The following is a 17,989-nucleotide window of genomic DNA, read 5'->3' on the forward strand; positions in this document are numbered from 1 at the left end:
AAGCCGCAAAACTTTAGACAGTTTTGCGGCTTTCATTTACATTTTTACGATAAATCGACCTATTGCACGCCCTTGTAAAATGAGTGGGAGAGTCGCTGGCAGTTCTGCTAAGCTTATTTCTTTGGAAATGGAATCTATCACTTCTGGTTTAAAATCACTGGCCATTCGCTGCCAAAGCTTCTTACGGACTTCCATTGGACAGTTGACAGAATCAATCCCTAGTAGATTGATACCGCGGAGGATGAACGGAAACACAGTCGTAGGAACGCTTCCCCCACCCGTTAATCCACTTACTGCCACTGAACCATTATAGTGGATTTTACTTAATATAGCTGCGAGTGACTCTCCGCCAACCGGGTCGACACAACCAGCCCAAAGCTGTTTATCTAAAGCTTTGACCTTTCCGTTATAAACTTCATCCCGAGAAACAACCTCTTTTGCACCAAGTTTATGTAAATAATCATGTTCACTTTCTTTTCCTGTACTTGCGGTAACATCGTAGCCTCGTTTTGCCAGGATAGCAACGGCAATACTTCCTACGCCGCCAGTAGCCCCAGTAACCAGCACTTTACCTTTTTCAGGAGAGAGCCCGTTTTCTTCAAGTCTTTGTACCGAAAGAGCTGCGGTTAACCCGGCGGTTCCATAGATCATTGCTTCTCTTAAAGAAAGGTTTTCAGGTAAAGGTACAATCCAATCGGCAGGAATACGTGCATATTCACTGTAACCGCCATAATGGGAAACTCCAATTTCATAACTGGTTGCAATGACGTGATCTCCCTCTGAGAAGCGGGGGTCTTTTGAAGAAACAACCACACCTGCTAAATCAATCCCTGCTACAAATGGGTAGGACCTAACGATTTTCCCTTCAGGAATACTGGCTAAGCCGTCTTTGTAATTAACACTAGAATAGGCAACATTAATTAATACCTCGCCAGCTGGTAAATCATCAAAAGTGATATTTTTAATCCCGACTGTAAAATCATTTTCTAACTTATCAACGACTAAGGCTCTGAAATCCCCACTCAATAGAAAGACCTCCTTATAATTAATAAATTTCCATTTCCATCATACTACATTATTATGAAAGTATAGAACTCTAAACTGGAGTGATGTTCATGTTTGCAGCAGGGCAAAAGGAAATGAAGAAAATGGATCAATTTACCATTGAAAGAATTGGCTTACCCGGGGCAGTGTTAATGGAAAATGCGGGGGCAAGAGTAGTCGAAGAAATACTCAAAAGCGCTGAGAGCAGCAATCCGAGAGTGATTGTTTTGGCAGGTGGCGGCAATAATGGCGGTGATGGTTTCGTCATTACACGCAGGCTATTTGATCATGGATTACATCCACAGCTGTGGCTATTAGTTGATCCTGTTCGAATAAAAGGCGATGCTAAAATTCATTTAGATGTTTACCTGAATAGAGGTTTACCGCTAATTCAACTTCAAAAAAATAACTTTGAAACCCTTCAGGATGAATTAAGTCAGGCAGACATTATAATTGACGCCATTCTAGGAACGGGTGTAAACGGTCCAGTTCGAGAACCTTTAAAGAATGTGATTTCCATGGTCAATTCATTTGAAGGAAAGAAACTCATTATTTCAGTTGATATTCCATCAGGGGTTAGTAGCGATACTGGTAGGGTTGAGGGGGAAGCTGTCAAAGCCTCAAAGACGATTACCTTTGTGTTCCCCAAGAAAGGCTTCTTTCTAAATGATGGTCCTCAATATGTTGGTGAGTGGAAGGCAGTAGACATTTCTGTGCCGCCTTCGATTGTTGAAAAATTAGGACTAGAATTGCCTAGGCTTATTACCGAACAGCTGGCAAAGGCTGCTATTCCAATCCGGCCAAAGCATGGTCATAAGGGAACCTTCGGTCATGCGCTTATCTTAGGCGGTTCCCGGCAATATATCGGTGCTCCAATCTTTTCGGCAAAGTCTGCATTGCAATCCGGAGTAGGATTAGCAACCCTGGCCATTCCAGAAACTATTTATCCAATGGTTGCTGCACAAAATCCTGAATCTTTATTACTGCCTTTGTCTGATGAGAATGGGCATTTTTCGGAAGAGGCAATCGTTGAACTCGCACCGTTGCTTGGTCAATTTGATTGTGTAGCAGTTGGGCCAGGAATAAGCAGATTTCCAAACGGAGAAGAGTGGATGAAAGCATTATTTTCTCATCTGACCGATCAACCTGTTGTCATTGACGCAGACGCTCTAAACCTAATTCGAAACCAAATGGACCTGCTGAGGAATTATAAGGGTAAGGTAATCATGACTCCTCATCCAGGAGAAATGTCAAAGCTGCTAAATGTTTCGGTGAAAGAAGTAGAAGCAAACCGACTAGAAATCGCGAGTCAATTTGCCAAGGAGCATGCCATCTATTTACTTTTAAAAGGACATCGTTCTATTATCGCTGAGCCAACGGGAGAGCTATACATAAACCCACATGGTCATGATGCGCTTGGAAAAGGCGGGAGTGGTGATATCTTAACTGGGCTCATTGCTTCTTTTCTAGCTCAGGGAGCTGCTCCAATACATGCGCTTATTTCTGCAAGCTATTTACATGCTCGTGCAGGTGAAGAGAGAGCCAAAGAATTATCCCACTATGGCGTAATGCCTTTTGATATCATCGATGGGGTGAAGAGGCTCTTAAAAGAAAGTTAGCATTATTATTTATGTACTAATTTCAATACCTTGAACTAAAATAGAAAAAGGTAAAAAAAATTTGGAGTTGATAGTATGTATTTAGTGAGACCCCCTTGTTAATCTAAAAAGAAGACCATCCGTCCACCTCCTATAATCCTCTTAAAAAAAAGAGAAAAAGGAGGACTCAACTGGATGATGGTAAAAAACGTAAAGAAGCTCTACCTAATTATATTTTTTCATAACCTTATCCCTGCATATGTAATCGAAAGGTTGTTTTGGGAGCAACGGGGTATGACAGTTTTGATGGTGATACTTTGTGAAATCATTTATGCCGTCAGCATAGTCATATTTGAAATCCCGACAGGTGTTTTTGCTGATAGATTTGGTAGAAAAACGCTCATTGTTTTTGGATCCGTGTTATCGATGTTTGAATTTATTATTTTGCTGTTTGCCTTTAATTTTTGGACATTTGCTTTGGTTGTTTTTTTAGCGGGCATTTCGAGCGCCTGTACAAGTGGTGCATGGAATGCACTTCTATATGAGTCACTTTTAACAGTCAAAAAGCAAAAATCCTTTGAAAAAATTGTTAGCAGAATGAATTCACTTGATTTTATCGCATCATTACTTGCAGCCCTATCTGGAAGTGTTATGGCAAAATATTTAGGTTTTGAATTTAACTATATTGTTTCAGCAGTAAGTATGTTCCTAGCATTGGTCCTTACAATCCAATTAGAGGAACCACAAAGGAAAAGTTATCAAAAGAAGATGGGAAAAAATGAGGGGTTTTTTATGGTTTATGTCCGAAAATCCATCTCCTTCTATAAAACCAATCCAAAGGTAGTTTCTATTATAGCGCATGCGATGGGTATTGCTGCCTGTATTACGTATTTAGATGAGTTTTGGCAGTTATATTTAAATGAGATTGGCTTCTCTGTTCTATTTTTTGGATTATTTTCAGCCTGTATTTCGCTCGCCAGAATTCTAGGAAACTTACTTGCACCTTATCTGCTTACCTATTTCAAAGTACAATCAATTTTTCTCTTTATACTTGGAATCACCACTGTTTGCTTTTTCATGTCTGCTATATATCCAGGTATAATCGGCTTAATCAGTATCATACTCATTTTTTTTGCTAGTGGGGTGATAGATCCAGTCGTAAATGGTTATCTTCACCACCATGGGAATTCGGAAATTCGAGCCACAATTGAGTCAATTCAATCATTGATCGAGAGCATCGTAACCTTTACAGTTGGAATAGGCTTTGGTATGATTTCATCAAGTTTCTCAACCGTTTCAGGGTTCATGTTTTTAGGAGCGATATCCTGCCTATTTTTCTTATACTATTTGAAAAGTATTCAAGGCTTTTTTAAGAATTAGGAGCCATCCTACGGGGTGGTTTTACTATTTAAAACATGCTTTGATCTAGTTGAAACTAATTAGCCTGTTTTTTCGTCTTTTAATTAAGCAGCTAAGAAATTTGATTAGGAGTGATTTATTTGAAGTATTTTTATAAAGTGATTTCAATTACAATTCTATTTGCATTAATAGTGTCCGTCAGTAGTACAAGTAAGGCATTTGCCGACAGTAGTGGTAATAAGGAAGAGAGCATCAATGAAAAGTTTGGATTGCCAATTGTCGTTTACGGGGAAGCACTGTCTGCTGCACAAAAAGATGAAGTGAGAAAGCTTTTAAAAGTAACTGACACGAGCAAAGTGAAAGAGATTACGGTTAGTGGTCAAGACTTAGTCAAGTATATTAAAGGTGACCGTCACTCAAATATGTACTCCTCGGCTAAAATTACTAGAAAGGATTCAGGCGAGGGGCTAGTCATTAATCAGGTCACCCCTGAAAATATTACAGAGGTCACCAATGAGATGTATGCCAATGCCTTATTGACTGCGGGGATTCAGGACGCAGTTGTAGATGTTGCTTCGCCGGTAAAAGTCAGCGGCCACTCTGCCTTAGTTGGAATCTATAAGGCGTATGATGAAGGTAATGGTGCAACCCTCAATTTAGAGCGGACAGAGGTTGCCAATGAGGAATTGAATTTGGCTACTGATTTGGCTAAAAAAGAAGGATTAAATCAAGATAAAGTGAGTGAACTTTTGACGGAAATAAAAAAGGACATAGCAGAGCAAAATCCAGCCACGAAAGAAGAATTAGCTGCTCTTATTGATGACAAGTTAAAAACACTAGAAATAAGTCTAAGTCCTGAAGATCGTCAGCTCTTAATTGATTTGTTTGAAAAAATGAGAGATTTAAATATTAATTTTGAAAATGTTAAATCACAGCTTGAAAATCTTACCCAAGATATCCAGCAAAGAATTGAAGAAGCAGTAGGAGACCAGAATTTTTTACAAAAAGTAGCAGATTTCTTTAGAGAATTGATTGCTAGTATCAAAAGTATTTTTGCATAATATAACGCTCAGTCACTTGACTGGGCTATTTTTATAAAAAATTATTGATAAATCACGAGGAATGACCGCAGGACTATATAAAAATCCCCAGATTTTTGTTAAAATAGGATTTAAGGACAAAAGTTTCGACAAAATTCACAAAAAGATAATTTTGGTAGATTATAATTTATTATATTGTAATGAATCTGCTAATAATTAGATTTTAATAGACGCACTAGAATTTTTTGAATAATGAGGAAATGAATTTTGCGGGAGCAGGAGGAAATAGATAATGTGGGATTTTGAATTGGACATAGATCAAGTAGCGAGAATAAAGGTAATAGGTGTTGGCGGCGGTGGGAATAACGCGGTAAACCGTATGATTGAAGACGGTGTACAAGGTGTTGAATTCATTGCTGTTAATACAGACGCCCAAGCCTTAAAACTATCAAAAGCTGAGATAAAAATGCAAATTGGTGCAACCTTAACAAGGGGGTTAGGAGCCGGGGCAAATCCTGAGGTTGGAAGAAATGCCGTTGAGGAAAGCAAAAAGCAAATTCAAGAAGTGCTAAAAGGCGCAGATATGGTCTTTGTTACCGCTGGTATGGGCGGGGGAACTGGGACTGGAGCTGCACCTGCCATTGCGCAAATCTCACGTGAGTTAGGTGCATTAACCATTGGTGTGGTTACACGTCCATTCGGTTTTGAGGGTCGTAAACGGGCCACTAATGCAGCTGCTGGTATTGATTTAATGCGTCAAGCAGTAGACACCTTGATTATTGTTCCCAATGATCGTTTGCTGCAAATCGTTGATAAAAAGACACCAATGATTCAAGCATTCCGTGAGGCTGATAATGTGCTTCGTCAGGGTGTTCAAGGTATTTCTGATTTAATTGCGGTACCTGGATTAATCAATCTTGATTTTGCCGACGTTAAAACCATCATGTCAAACCAAGGGACTGCTCTGATGGGGATTGGCCTTGCCAAAGGGAAAGATCGTGCTGTAGAAGCCGCAAAGAAGGCCATTTCAAGCCCGCTTCTAGAAACTTCGATCGATGGAGCACAGGGTGTATTAATGAATATCACTGGTGGTAGTAATTTGAGTCTGTATGAAGTTCAAGAGGCTGCGGATATTGTCTCTTCTGCTGCAGACAAGGAATTAAATATGATTTTCGGTTCGATTATTAACGAAAATTATAAAGATGAAATCATGATTACCGTCATTGCAACTGGTTTTTCCGAGATGGATCTTTCTCATAAAAGGCCATCAACTGGTCCGTCAAGAGATGTAACCGCAAAACCGCAATTACAAGGAATAGCAAGACGGGAGCACAGTGTGAAAGAAGATGTTAACCATACCAATGAAAGACCGCGGCAACAACAAACAGAAGATGCACTGGATATCCCAACATTCCTGCGCAATCGTAATAGAAGATAAGATAACCACAATGATTCAAAAAGACTGCTGAGAATATTACTTAGCGGTCTTTTTGTGCAGCAATAGAGAAAGTAAGTGTACCAATTTGCCAGGCTGACCATATTTTTATAATTATGAGAAGATTTTTTAAACTTTTATGCTAAAATAATATTGAAATAACAACAGCAGGGGGTAATCGCTATGTTAAAAGATATTTTTATAGGTTTATCTCAAAACCAATTTCTAAATAATGCTGCTAAAAAATATGGCCTAAAATTGGGGGCACAGAGTGTAGTTGCCGGAACCAATATCGATGAAGTCATCAAAAGTATTAAAGAGCTAAATGCACACGGAATTTCTTGTACAGTTGATAACTTAGGAGAATTTGTTTTTAAAGAAAAAGAGGCATCAGAGGCAAAAGCACAAATTCTTAACGTTATTGAAGCGATTCACGAGTATAAAGTGGACGCACATATCTCTTTAAAGCCAACACAATTAGGTTTGGATATAGAATATAACTTTTGCTTAAGTAATATAAGAGAAATTGTTGATCGTGCAAACAACTATGGTATTTTTGTTAATATTGACATGGAAGATACCAGCCACCTGCAGCCAACTTTTGATGTTTTGGATGATTTATCTAAGGAATATGACAACGTAGGGACTGTTATCCAAGCATATTTGCTACGTGGTGATGAATACCTTGAAAAATATAAAAACTATCGTTTACGAATTGTAAAAGGGGCTTATAAGGAGCCTTTTGAATACGCTTACCAAAATAAAAGAGACATAGATTCAAACTTCATCAAGCTTATCGAGTGGCATCTATTGAACGGCAAATTTACTTCTATTGCTACACATGATCATAGGATCATTAACCATGTGAAGGATTTTGTAAAACGAAATAACATACCGAATGAACAATTTGAGTTCCAGATGCTTTATGGTTTTAGAAAAGAACTTCAACTGCAATTAGCAAGTGAAGGATATAATTTCTGTACTTATGTTCCTTTCGGAGATGATTGGTATGGATATTTTATGAGACGTCTAGCAGAAAGACCTCAGAATTTAAATCTTGTTGCTAAGCAGGTTTTTAATAAAAAAACAAACACTGTAATTGGAGTTGCGGCTGGAGCGTTCTTGTTAGGCAGATTGACTAAGAATACCAAAAAGAAACGAAGATAAACCTTTAAACCAACCCTACTCAAATGAGAGGGTTTTTCTTTTTGTATTTATATAGGTCTAAAGAACTATTATGAGTAAAATTGACAAGTTTATTACTTTTCAATAATAAGAATGGATTGATGAACCTGTATTTTATAAAAAGGGGGCAATTTTATGAAGAAGAAAAGATTATACCTTACGATGGCCTTTCTCTTAACACTATCGATGATTCTGGCAGCTTGTGGAAACAAAGAAGAAGCTGAGGAAAAACCAGGCAGTGGATCTGGGGAAGACAAACCAAAATTTGTTAGTATTTTAACAGGTGGTACGGGAGGAACCTATTACCCGTTAGGAGGCTCCTTTGCTAAGATTATTAAAGATGAAACAGGAATTGAGACGAATGCTGAAACAAGTGGTGCTTCCGCTGAGAACATGAACACCCTTAAGAATGGCGATGCAGAAATTGCATTTTCCCAAACAGATATCGCTTCGTATGCAGTGGACGGTAAATTAATGTTTGAAAATAATAAGGTTGATAACGTGAAAGCGATCGCTACGTTATATCCAGAAACCATTCAAATTGTTACAACGAAGGAATCCGGCATTACTTCAATTGAAGATTTAAAAGGGAAAAAGGTATCAGTGGGTGCACCAGGATCCGGTACAGTAGCAAATGCCCAACAAATTCTTGAAGTACACAGTATGACATTTGATGATATCCAAAAACAAGATCTATCATTCGATGAATCTACCCAAGGCATTCAAGACGGTACGATTGATGCGGCTTTTGTAACAGCAGGAACACCTACAGGAGCGGTTGAAAGTCTTGGAGCAACAGAGAATGTTGTTATTGTTCCGATTGCACAAGACAAAATCGACGATTTGATTAAAAAGTATCCTTTCTATGTAAAAGAAGAGATTCCTTCTGGAACCTATGGATTAGAAGCAGCTGTAACCACAGTAGCCGTTCAAGCGATGCTTGTTGCAAGCAGCGATCTTTCAGAGGACGTTGTTTATGATGTTACAAAAGCAATTTTTGAAAATATTGACAAAGTGACACATGCAAAGGGGAAATTAATTAAGGTAGAAAATGCCTTAAATGGTGTGGGGATTGATGTTCATCCTGGCGCACAAAAATATTTTGATGAAAAGGGTGTTAAAGCACAGTAGCCGTTTCACCTCAGGTACTATGAATGGCCGGCTGAGCAAGAGCCGGCCTCCTTTTTCCAGTGGATAGGAGGGTTGGATGAAAAACGTTCTTTTAGTCCTATTTCTATCAATCTCCATGATTATTATTTATGTATTCATTCCACAACAACAATCTATTGTTTTCCAACCAAACGATAGTAATGCAAACATGGCTTACATCCCAACAAAAGAGGAAACTCAATTTAAAATTAAATACACCCATTCGATTCATTTAACTGATGTTGTTGAAAGTTACAAAATCACTCCCAGCAAAAAAATTCACCAATATGAGCTGATGTATGAAGACTTTTCAATCGGCATGCCTTCAAATGCTGAAGAAGGAGAAACGTTTGAGGTCCTAAATGGCTCCTATTACATTAAAAATATGAAACGGATTTTTCCTTTCTTTCATTTACGAATCGGACAGGTTCGTGCCAATCATACTGTGATTTTTAAAAATGTAGAATATCCATTATCCCATTCTATTCCGCCTGGGACGTCTGTAAAAGTAGAAATTCGTACATTGAACTTTATTGACCTTTGGAAAGGAGTGAATATACTTGAATCACTTTGAACAGACACTGTCTGATGAGAAACAACAGGAACTTTTGGAAAAGTATGATCCTGAAGCAGGAACAAGAAAACTAAAAGGTATAGCAGGCTGGATCGCCTTTACTGGCTTATTGTTATTTTCTTTATTTCACCTCTATACAGGAATATTTGGAACGCTGACAGCGCAGCTTCAACGTTCTATTCACTTAGGATTTGCCCTGGCACTTATTTTTTTCCTTTTTCCAGCGAAAAAGAAAAATCGGGGAAAGGAATTCAAAGTTGCTTGGTATGATATCATCTTTGCTGTCATTTCTGTGGTTGTAGGTGCTTACTGGCCACTCATGATTGATGAGTTGGTATTGAGGTCAGGGAATGTAACGCAGATTGACTTTTTTGTGGGTATTGCAGCAATTGTACTAGTTTTAGAGGCAACTCGCAGAACAGTTGGACTGCCTATTACCATTATCGCAATCATTTTTATGGTCTATGCGGTTTTTGGTCCCTATATGCCGAGTGTAATTGCGCATAGAGGACTCGAATTAGAGCGCTTAGTTCAAACGATGTTCTTTACAACTGAAGGGATTCTTGGGACTCCGATAGCGGTATCATCCACATTTATCTTTCTCTTCTTACTTTTTGGTTCCTTTTTAATCAAAACAGGAGTTGGAGAGTATTTTAACGATTTATCCATTGCGATTGCAGGCAGGAGTGTAGGCGGACCTGCGAAAGTTGCCGTATTTTCAAGTGCTTTACAAGGTACCATTAGCGGCAGTTCTGTTGCTAACGTGGTAACCTCGGGAGCTTTTACAATACCGATGATGAAAAATCTGGGTTATAAAAAGGAATTTGCAGGTGCAGTCGAGGCCTCTTCCTCTACTGGCGGCCAATTGATGCCGCCGGTTATGGGTGCTGCGGCATTCTTAATGGTAGAGTTTATTGGTGGAATCAGCTACTGGGAAATTGCCAAGGCAGCAGCGATACCAGCTGTTCTATATTTTACAGGTATTTGGATTATGACACATTTTGAAGCAAAGCGAATAGGTCTTCGTGGGTTAACAAAGGAAGAAATGCCTAATAGAAAAGAGGTTCTAGGAAAACTCTACTTATTACTTCCTATCATTGCGATTGTTCTTTTGTTAAGTTCAGGAATGAGTGTTATTAGGGCTGCACTTTGGTCGATTGTCATAACGGTTGTGGTAAGTGCGTTTAAAAAGAATACGAGAATCGGATTTAAAGGAATTATTGATGCCTTAGTAGACGGGGCAAGGTCAGCATTAGGTGTTGCTGCGGCCTGTGCGGCGGCAGGGATTATTGTAGGAGTGGTAACGAAAACAGGACTAGGGTTGAAAATGGCGAATGGTCTGCTAGATTTTGCTGGAGGGGCACTGCTGCCGACCTTGTTTTTAACCATGATAGCTTCCTTAATATTAGGAATGGGATCACCGACAACTGCTAATTATGTAATTACATCAACGATAGCTGCACCAGCAATTATTTTATTAGGTGTTCCAGATTTATCAGCTCACTTATTTGTGTTCTATTTCGGAATTGTTGCTGATATTACTCCTCCAGTTGCATTAGCTGCATTTGCAGCTGCAGCGATTTCGGGCGGCGAGCCGTTTCGAACTGGTGTAGAATCAACCAAGCTGGCCATTTCTGCATTCATTATCCCTTATATGTTTGTTTTGTCCCCGGAATTGTTGATGATTGATACAACATGGACTTATTTGATTTGGGTTGTGTTTACAGCATTTACGGGGATGATTGCGATTAGTGCAGGGGTAATTGGATTCTGGATGAGAAAATTACATTGGGTTGAACGGATAGCTGCAATAGGTGCAGGATTATGTTTAATCTACCCTGAAACTATCTCTGACATAATTGGCTTAGTTTTATTTGCAATCCTGCTTGCCCTACAATATTTCTTTAAGCAGGGGCAAATGCCAAAAGTACAACATTAAGTATTAAAACAAAAATCGAGACTCTTTTTTAGAGATCTCGATTTTTGCTTTGGACTCATCTAGATTCAATTTACTTTCATTGAAAATAATCGAACTGTAGTTTAAGATAAAGTTCATGTATGAATTTACCAATACATATGAACAGGATACTACAGGAGGAACACACCAATGGAACAATCCTTACAAAAAACTGACTCACCACCATACGGAATTATTGCCGTTTTAATGGTAGGCGCTTTTATTTCTTTCCTAAATAATACTCTATTAAATGTTGCACTGCCTTCCATTATGAAGGACTTAAATGTGGATACTTCAACTGTTCAGTGGCTGACCACTGGATTTATGTTGGTAAATGGGATTATGATTCCTAGTACTGCCTTCTTAATACAAAAATATACTGTTCGAAGGTTATTTTTAGTGGCTATGGGTTTATTTACAGCCGGGACGGTTATTGCTGGTATTGCCCATGCATTCCCTTTATTGTTAAGTGCTAGAATGGTACAGGCAGCTGGATCAGCTATCATGATGCCGCTCTTAATGAATGTAATGTTAGTAAGCTTTCCTATTGAAAAAAGGGGAACAGCGATGGGGGTTTTTGGTTTAATCCTCATGTTTGCACCGGCAATTGGTCCTACTTTATCTGGCTGGATCATTGAACATTATGATTGGAGAATGCTGTTCCATTTCATCACGCCTATTGCAGCAGTTATTCTCTTGATAGGCTTCATAAAGCTCAAAGATAAAAAAGAAAAAGTTGATATCACACTTGACTTCTTTTCGCTTTTACTTTCAAGCATTGGTTTTGGAGGGCTTCTCTATGGATTTAGTTCAGCTGGCAGTAAAGGATGGTACAGCCCTCAAGTTTATTTGACGATTATTATTGGGGTTATTTCTTTGATATGGTTTATCTTACGCCAATTAAAACAAGAGAGCCCGATGCTGAATTTTAGGATTTTTAAATATAATATGTTTGCATTATCATCAGCTATTTCTGCAATTGTAAATATTGCAATGTTTTCAGGGTTTTTGCTTCTCCCTATTTATGTTCAAACCATTCGTGGAATATCTCCATTGGATGCGGGCTTAATGCTTTTGCCTGGAGCTTTAGTAAATGCATTCATGTCACCTGTAACCGGAAGATTATTTGACAAATTTGGCGGCAGGATACTTGCGATTACAGGCTTGTTTATTACTACGGTTACAACTTATTATTTCAGCAGGTTATCTTTTGAAACAACCTATATGTCTTTAGTTATTTTACACGCCATTCGGATGTTTGGAATGTCGATGGTGTTTATGCCAGTGTCGACGAACGGGTTAAATCAATTACCACAACGTTTTTATCCGCATGGCACTGCGATGAATAATACTATGCAGCAGGTTTCAGCTGCCATCGGTACTGGTTTATTGATTACCCTTATGTCTAATCGTTCTGCTTCATATGGAAAAGAACTATCACAAGCCACTATGCAAAATATGACTGAGCAGCAAACTGCAGCTGGCTTAGCGGAGATGAAACAGCAAATTGCGATGCAATCAATGTTAGAAGGAATTAATTTTACTTTCTTCATATCAGCAATCATTATTGGTGTTGCATTGATACTTGCTTGCTTTATCAAACGCGCTGTGCCGGCAGAGGATAATGAAAATACTACCCAAACAACTAAAAAAGCCGTAAATGAATTGGCATAGCAAGAAATATTACAAAGAAATCGAAATAAAAATCGATTTCTTTTTTTGTGGAAATGATTTCCGACTATTTGTAAATGTTTTATAATTACATTGGAAAATAGTTTTGCGTTTTTTATAGGGGGAAATTTTCGTTGAAAAGAAGATATGATTTAGATTGGATTCGAGTTTTAGCGACGATTGCTGTTTTCATCTATCATTGTTTTATGTTTTTTAATCCATGGGCTTGGCATGTTAAAAATAATCAAACAGACCCAACAATAATAACGGGCATTTCTTTATTTATGAGTGTATGGCTAATGCCCATTTTTTTTGCATTATCGGGAATCAATTCCTGCTACGCCTTACAGAGAAGAACTGGCAAACAATATCTTAAAGAAAGACTAACACGACTAGGAATCCCTCTCTTATTTGGTGTATTAATATTGACTCCTCCTCAAATCTATATGGAACGGGTTAGTCATGGGCAATTTTCTGGATCATTTTTTACATGGTTCCCTCACTATTTTGATGGAGTTTATCTCGATATAGGAGGTACAGGGAATTTTGCCTTTGTTGGACTCCACTTGTGGTACCTTTTGGTTCTTACGGTTTTTAGTCTGCTCACACTGCCATTGTTTCTTAAAAAGAAACCATCTATTTCCAGAGAGTTAAAACCATTGCACCTCTATCTATTAGCAATTCCACTGATGCTAGTAACCAGTTTCGTGGATATTGTAAATTTAGGTGGCTGGGATATTAGTATTTATTTAATCATTTTTCTCTATGGTTATTTTTTCTTAGCCAACCAGACATTCATAGAGGTTGTTCAAAAAATGCCCGCATTTAATATGTCAGTTGCAATGGTGACCACCATAGTATTTGTTTATGGTTTCATGACAGGTATGACTGATGCAGGTGTCGGGGCTTCAATTTTCCTTGCTTGTGTCAAAGGTTTAAATGGTTGGAGTTGGCTGCTCGTCATTTTTACTTTTGCAGACAGTAAGCTATCCTATACAAATAAATGGCTTAACTATGGTAACGAAGCATCCATGCCATTTTATGTACTACATCAGCCGATCATTGTTACAGTAGGATTTTTTATTGCGGAATACGATTGGTCTATCCAGTTTAAACTTTTATTTATCATTATCACTGCATTTCTTATTATTATGTTCATCTATCAATTTGTTATTATAAAAGTCTCCTTTATACGGATCCTATTTGGGATGAAAGGGAATAGAAGAAAAACAATCGATATCCAAACAAACATTCAAACCGAAGAACATTGAAAGGATCAATAATTAAAAACTCAGTCCTCATATTAAAACTAGTTTTTTATCTTTTTAGGCTCGAAATGTTAACTTTTAGAAACTCTTTTTGAATTTAATTGAAATGTAGGTATAAAGGGACTACTATAATAAAAAAATACTAAATAGATTAAGTGAAAGAGAAGTTACTTTCTTTTCTCTTTTCCTCAAGGAGAGACAGCAATGCGAAGTTATCTCATCATAGGGATGTGTGTATTATTCTTATTTCAATACTTTTTAAAGATGCAGTGGCTTGAGTATGCGGTAGTTGCCCTATCTATACTTGCATTTTTGGGAAGTGCTCTAAAGGCTGATAAATTTCCACGTTGGCTTGGGATTATGATGATGACTGGAGGGTTAATGATTGAGTGGAATAAAGGTACAGGAATCGCTGGAATAAGTGAGGGGATATTTTTAATCCTCCCGTTGTTGAGTTTAATCACACTTGCTCCACTACTTTCAATCCCACTTAGGTTAGGTGGATATTTCCATTCCATATCTGTGTTGTTACGTAATTTATTACTACAGCCAAAAAAGTTATATGCAGGTATTACGGGGACATTATTTTTGTTAACACCGATATTGAATTTAGGTTCAGTAAGGATCATCAATGAATTTTTAGAGGAATTAAAACTCCCTGCTGCTTTGTCAGCAAAGGGCTATCTTGTTGGTTTTTCTACTGCGGTCATGTGGTCACCATATTTTGCGTCCGTCTCACTTGTATTGCATTATTTAAATATACCGTACAAGGATTATATTATTTATGGTGTAGCTCTTTCCCTGCTGTCTTTAATAATTGGTAACCTATTGTTTGCAATTTGGGAAAGACGAAACCCGTTATCAAAAGAAGAAGGCGTAAAGGTTCCGTTAGAAAAACAATATCGAAATCAACTTACGAAATTAGTGTTTTTTGTGATCGTGTTAATTAGTTCCTGTTTACTTATAGAGAAGCTGACAAGCTGGTCGATGATTGTTATCGTCTGTCTCTTGTCAATCATCATTCCACTTTTATTTGGTATACAGACAAAACGCTGGAGCGAACTTGTTCCGAGATTAATAGATTTTCGAGATCGAACCGTTTTGATGTTGAACAATGAAATTATGCTATTTATGAGTGCCGGGATGTTGGCCTTCGCCCTGAAAGGTACTCCGGTTGCAAATGGAATTAGTGACTTTCTAACGACTTTAGCGCAACAATCATTCGTGTTATTTGCTATTGCTGTTATGGTAATTGTATTAAGTATTACTTACTTGGGGATCCACCAAATTGCGGCGGTAGGGGCTTTAGCTATGCAGTTAAACGCTGTAGAGTTAGGAATTAGTAACATTAGCCTCGCATTGTTGCTATTACTAACTTGGTCTATTTCCTCAGCACTAAGTCCATTCTCAGGATTAAACCTTATGGTGAGCCGATTTGCAGGAATATCAGGTGTACAGACTGGCCTGCGCTTTAACGGATTGCACTTATCGGTTATTGCGATAATTGGAATTGGTATTATTTCCATAATAGGATAAAGAAAAGCCTTCACTTTTGAAGCGTCCTTGCTTGGTGCGATAAATTATAGTAGGGTGGTTGTAAGATAACCCTCTCTTTATCCAAATATTAAGAAAATATAAATATTAATTTTTCTACTTTAAATGTAAAGGACAGATTATGATGAAGTTTGTGTTAGCGCCTGATTCATTTAAGGAGAGTATGTCCGCAAAAAAAGCTGCCCTTGCAATGGAAAAAGGGATACATTCGGTTTTTCCAGACGCAGAATGTGTGATTGTTCCTATGGCTGATGGAGGAGAAGGGACGCTTGAATCACTTGTAAGTATGACAAATGGGGAAATAATTAAGACAGAAGTTATAGGCCCGTTAGGTGAAAAAGTTATTGCGGAATATGGTCTTTTAGGTGAAGGTCAAACAGCTGTTATAGAAATGGCAAGTGCAAGTGGATTAGAAATCATTAAACTAGAAGACCGTAACCCCTTAGTGACTACTACGTTTGGTACAGGTGAATTAATCAAACATGCACTAGACAAAGGTGTGACCCGTATTTTAATCGGGATTGGGGGAAGTGCCACGAATGATGGAGGAGTAGGAATGCTCCAAGCACTCGGTGTTTCCTTTAAAGATAAGAACGGTCAAGAATTAACCTTCGGCGGTGGTTCATTAAATCAAATTTCTTCTATCGATTTAACCGGATTAGATAAAAGAATTGAGAATGTGAAAATTGATGTGGCTTGTGATGTGACGAATCCATTAGTGGGGGTAAATGGTGCATCTGCTGTTTTTGGACCACAAAAGGGTGCTTCACCTGAAGTAGTACAGCTTTTGGATCAAAACTTAGCTCATTACGCTGAGGTTATCAAACGTGAGCTAGGTAAAGAAATAGCACATACAGAAGGTGCAGGTGCTGCTGGAGGTCTTGGTGCGGGATTAATGGCATTTTTAAATGCTAATCTAAAAAAAGGTATTGACTTAGTCATTGAATATACGGGTCTTGAGCAAAGAATTATAGGAGCTGATTATGTTTTTACCGGGGAAGGCAGTATTGACGGGCAAACGTTATTTGGCAAAACACCATTTGGAGTAGCTTCAATAGCAAAGAAGTATTCTATTCCAGTGGTAGCTTTTGCAGGACGAATTGGCAGTGGTGTAGAACCTCTTTATGAAAATGGATTTACCTCCATTATTGGAATACTAAAAGGTGTTTCTACTTTAGATGAAGCATTGAAATCCGGTGAAGCAAATCTATCCTTCGCTGCAGAAAATATCTGTCGAGTGATTAAATTAACTAGATAAATCCATTAAGCAGTCATCATTCGATGGCTGTTTGTTTTTTATGTATAATGTGAATAAATTACTAATTATAATTTGTTTGTTAAAAAGAATGGATGTGGAGTGTTTGACAACGAAAAGATGCGGTTGGGTGAATCAGGACCCACTTTATATCGAATATCATGACCAAGAATGGGGTGTACCTGTTTTTGACGATCGGCTGTTATTTGAATATTTGAACTTAGAAGGTGCGCAAGCAGGGTTAAGCTGGTACACGATTTTGAAGAAAAGGGAAAATTACCGCGAAGCATTTGATTATTTTGATGCAAAAAAAATTATTTCATATGATGAAAAGAAAATAGAAGAACTTTTACAAAATGAAGGAATTGTTCGAAATAAACTTAAAATTAACGCTGTCGTAACGAATGCAAAAGCATTTTTAAAGATTGTAGATGAATTTGGTTCATTCAGCCAGTATATATGGGCGTTTGTTGATGGAAAGCCTATCTACAATCACTTCAAAAAATTATCAGAGGTTCCAGCTACAACAGAAATAAGTGATAGGCTAAGTAAGGACTTGAAAAAAAGAGGCTTTAAATTTGTCGGTTCAACGATTTGTTATGCTTTCATGCAGGCGACAGGGATGGTTAATGATCATGTAGAATCGTGCTTTTGTTATAAGCTTAAATGTAAATGAAAATATTAGGAATAGAATAATCAAGTGGAGACTCGTTGATAATGGGTCTTTTTTTTGTCCATTATAATGAACGTGTAAATAGGCGAATAAAGGGAGATAATGACGTTTATTAAATATTTACTTAGCACTAGATCTATATTATATTGTTCTTAATAAAAAACAATTACTTTTTAACCAATTTTGAAACTAATCAGGTAATTAATCGTCTAATAGGTATATTGTAT

14 protein-coding genes are annotated in these 17,989 nt (G+C 37.8%); 13 read left to right on the forward strand and 1 reads right to left on the reverse strand.

The features are described from left to right. Window positions 1-36: 36 nt before the first annotated feature. Window positions 37-1,026, reverse strand: coding sequence for an NADPH:quinone oxidoreductase family protein (locus V7108_RS21345; RefSeq protein WP_335520239.1), 990 nt, complete (start codon window positions 1,024-1,026; stop codon window positions 37-39). Window positions 1,027-1,115: 89 nt separating this feature from the next. Here V7108_RS21345 and V7108_RS21350 point away from each other — a divergent pair, with 89 nt between their 5' ends. From V7108_RS21350 to V7108_RS21410, 13 genes are all read left to right on the forward strand, one after another. Beyond that, on the forward strand, window positions 1,116-2,663 hold the full coding sequence (locus tag V7108_RS21350) for an NAD(P)H-hydrate dehydratase (RefSeq protein ID WP_335569345.1): 1,548 nt from the start codon (window positions 1,116-1,118) through the stop codon (window positions 2,661-2,663). Between the two features lie 177 nt (window positions 2,664-2,840). Continuing rightward, on the forward strand, window positions 2,841-4,022 hold the full coding sequence (locus V7108_RS21355; protein WP_335569415.1) for an MFS transporter: 1,182 nt from the start codon (window positions 2,841-2,843) through the stop codon (window positions 4,020-4,022). Window positions 4,023-4,141: 119 nt separating this feature from the next. Next, a complete protein-coding gene (locus V7108_RS21360) occupies window positions 4,142-5,062 on the forward strand; it encodes a DUF1002 domain-containing protein (RefSeq protein WP_420489207.1) in 921 nt (306 codons plus the stop codon). Window positions 5,063-5,333: 271 nt separating this feature from the next. Continuing rightward, on the forward strand, window positions 5,334-6,479 hold the full coding sequence (gene ftsZ, locus V7108_RS21365) for a cell division protein FtsZ (RefSeq protein WP_335518865.1): 1,146 nt from the start codon (window positions 5,334-5,336) through the stop codon (window positions 6,477-6,479). 180 nt (window positions 6,480-6,659) lie between these two features. Next, window positions 6,660-7,643 carry a proline dehydrogenase family protein gene (locus V7108_RS21370; RefSeq protein ID WP_335569346.1) on the forward strand — a complete coding sequence of 328 codons (984 nt, stop codon included), beginning with the start codon at window positions 6,660-6,662 and terminating at the stop codon, window positions 7,641-7,643. Between the two features lie 153 nt (window positions 7,644-7,796). Then, window positions 7,797-8,792, forward strand: coding sequence for a TAXI family TRAP transporter solute-binding subunit (locus V7108_RS21375; protein ID WP_335569347.1), 996 nt, complete (start codon window positions 7,797-7,799; stop codon window positions 8,790-8,792). 76 nt (window positions 8,793-8,868) lie between these two features. Beyond that, window positions 8,869-9,384, forward strand: a complete 516-nt coding sequence (locus tag V7108_RS21380; protein WP_335513204.1) for a DUF1850 domain-containing protein — start codon at window positions 8,869-8,871, stop codon at window positions 9,382-9,384. Continuing rightward, complete coding sequence (locus tag V7108_RS21385; protein ID WP_335569348.1) at window positions 9,371-11,323, forward strand: TRAP transporter permease; 1,953 nt, start codon at window positions 9,371-9,373, stop codon at window positions 11,321-11,323. The genes V7108_RS21380 and V7108_RS21385 overlap by 14 nt, the downstream gene beginning before the upstream one ends. A 168-nt stretch (window positions 11,324-11,491) precedes the next feature. Beyond that, window positions 11,492-13,015 (forward strand): DHA2 family efflux MFS transporter permease subunit, encoded by a 1,524-nt coding sequence (locus V7108_RS21390; RefSeq protein WP_335569349.1) that lies wholly within the window; start codon window positions 11,492-11,494, stop codon window positions 13,013-13,015. A 131-nt stretch (window positions 13,016-13,146) separates the two neighbouring features. Continuing rightward, window positions 13,147-14,283 (forward strand): acyltransferase family protein, encoded by a 1,137-nt coding sequence (locus tag V7108_RS21395; RefSeq protein ID WP_335513210.1) that lies wholly within the window; start codon window positions 13,147-13,149, stop codon window positions 14,281-14,283. 201 nt (window positions 14,284-14,484) lie between these two features. Beyond that, window positions 14,485-15,816: a hypothetical protein gene (locus V7108_RS21400; protein ID WP_335513211.1), complete on the forward strand. Its 1,332-nt coding sequence runs from the start codon at window positions 14,485-14,487 to the stop codon at window positions 15,814-15,816. A 142-nt stretch (window positions 15,817-15,958) separates the two neighbouring features. Continuing rightward, complete coding sequence (locus V7108_RS21405; RefSeq protein ID WP_335513213.1) at window positions 15,959-17,092, forward strand: glycerate kinase; 1,134 nt, start codon at window positions 15,959-15,961, stop codon at window positions 17,090-17,092. A gap of 103 nt (window positions 17,093-17,195) precedes the next feature. Next, the gene (locus V7108_RS21410) at window positions 17,196-17,765 is read left to right on the forward strand and encodes a DNA-3-methyladenine glycosylase I (protein WP_335569350.1); all 570 of its coding nucleotides are present in this window, start codon (window positions 17,196-17,198) and stop codon (window positions 17,763-17,765) included. The last annotated feature ends 224 nt before the right edge of the window (window positions 17,766-17,989 follow it).

Source organism: Neobacillus vireti (assembly GCF_036962345.1).
In the GTDB taxonomy this organism is placed as follows: Bacteria; Bacillota; Bacilli; order Bacillales; family Cytobacillaceae; genus Neobacillus; species Neobacillus vireti_A.

What these genes read in the sequence shown, in the direction of transcription:
- V7108_RS21370 (WP_335569346.1), top strand. Translation starts at nt 6,660, where the DNA reads ATGTTAAAAGATATTTTTATAGGTTTATCTCAAAACCAATTTCTAAAT.
- V7108_RS21355 (WP_335569415.1), top strand. Translation starts at nt 2,841, where the DNA reads ATGGTAAAAAACGTAAAGAAGCTCTACCTAATTATATTTTTTCATAAC.
- V7108_RS21400 (WP_335513211.1), top strand. Translation starts at nt 14,485, where the DNA reads ATGCGAAGTTATCTCATCATAGGGATGTGTGTATTATTCTTATTTCAA.
- V7108_RS21375 (WP_335569347.1), top strand. Translation starts at nt 7,797, where the DNA reads ATGAAGAAGAAAAGATTATACCTTACGATGGCCTTTCTCTTAACACTA.
- V7108_RS21405 (WP_335513213.1), top strand. Translation starts at nt 15,959, where the DNA reads ATGAAGTTTGTGTTAGCGCCTGATTCATTTAAGGAGAGTATGTCCGCA.
- V7108_RS21350 (WP_335569345.1), top strand. Translation starts at nt 1,116, where the DNA reads ATGTTTGCAGCAGGGCAAAAGGAAATGAAGAAAATGGATCAATTTACC.
- V7108_RS21390 (WP_335569349.1), top strand. Translation starts at nt 11,492, where the DNA reads ATGGAACAATCCTTACAAAAAACTGACTCACCACCATACGGAATTATT.
- V7108_RS21380 (WP_335513204.1), top strand. Translation starts at nt 8,869, where the DNA reads ATGAAAAACGTTCTTTTAGTCCTATTTCTATCAATCTCCATGATTATT.
- ftsZ (WP_335518865.1), top strand. Translation starts at nt 5,334, where the DNA reads ATGTGGGATTTTGAATTGGACATAGATCAAGTAGCGAGAATAAAGGTA.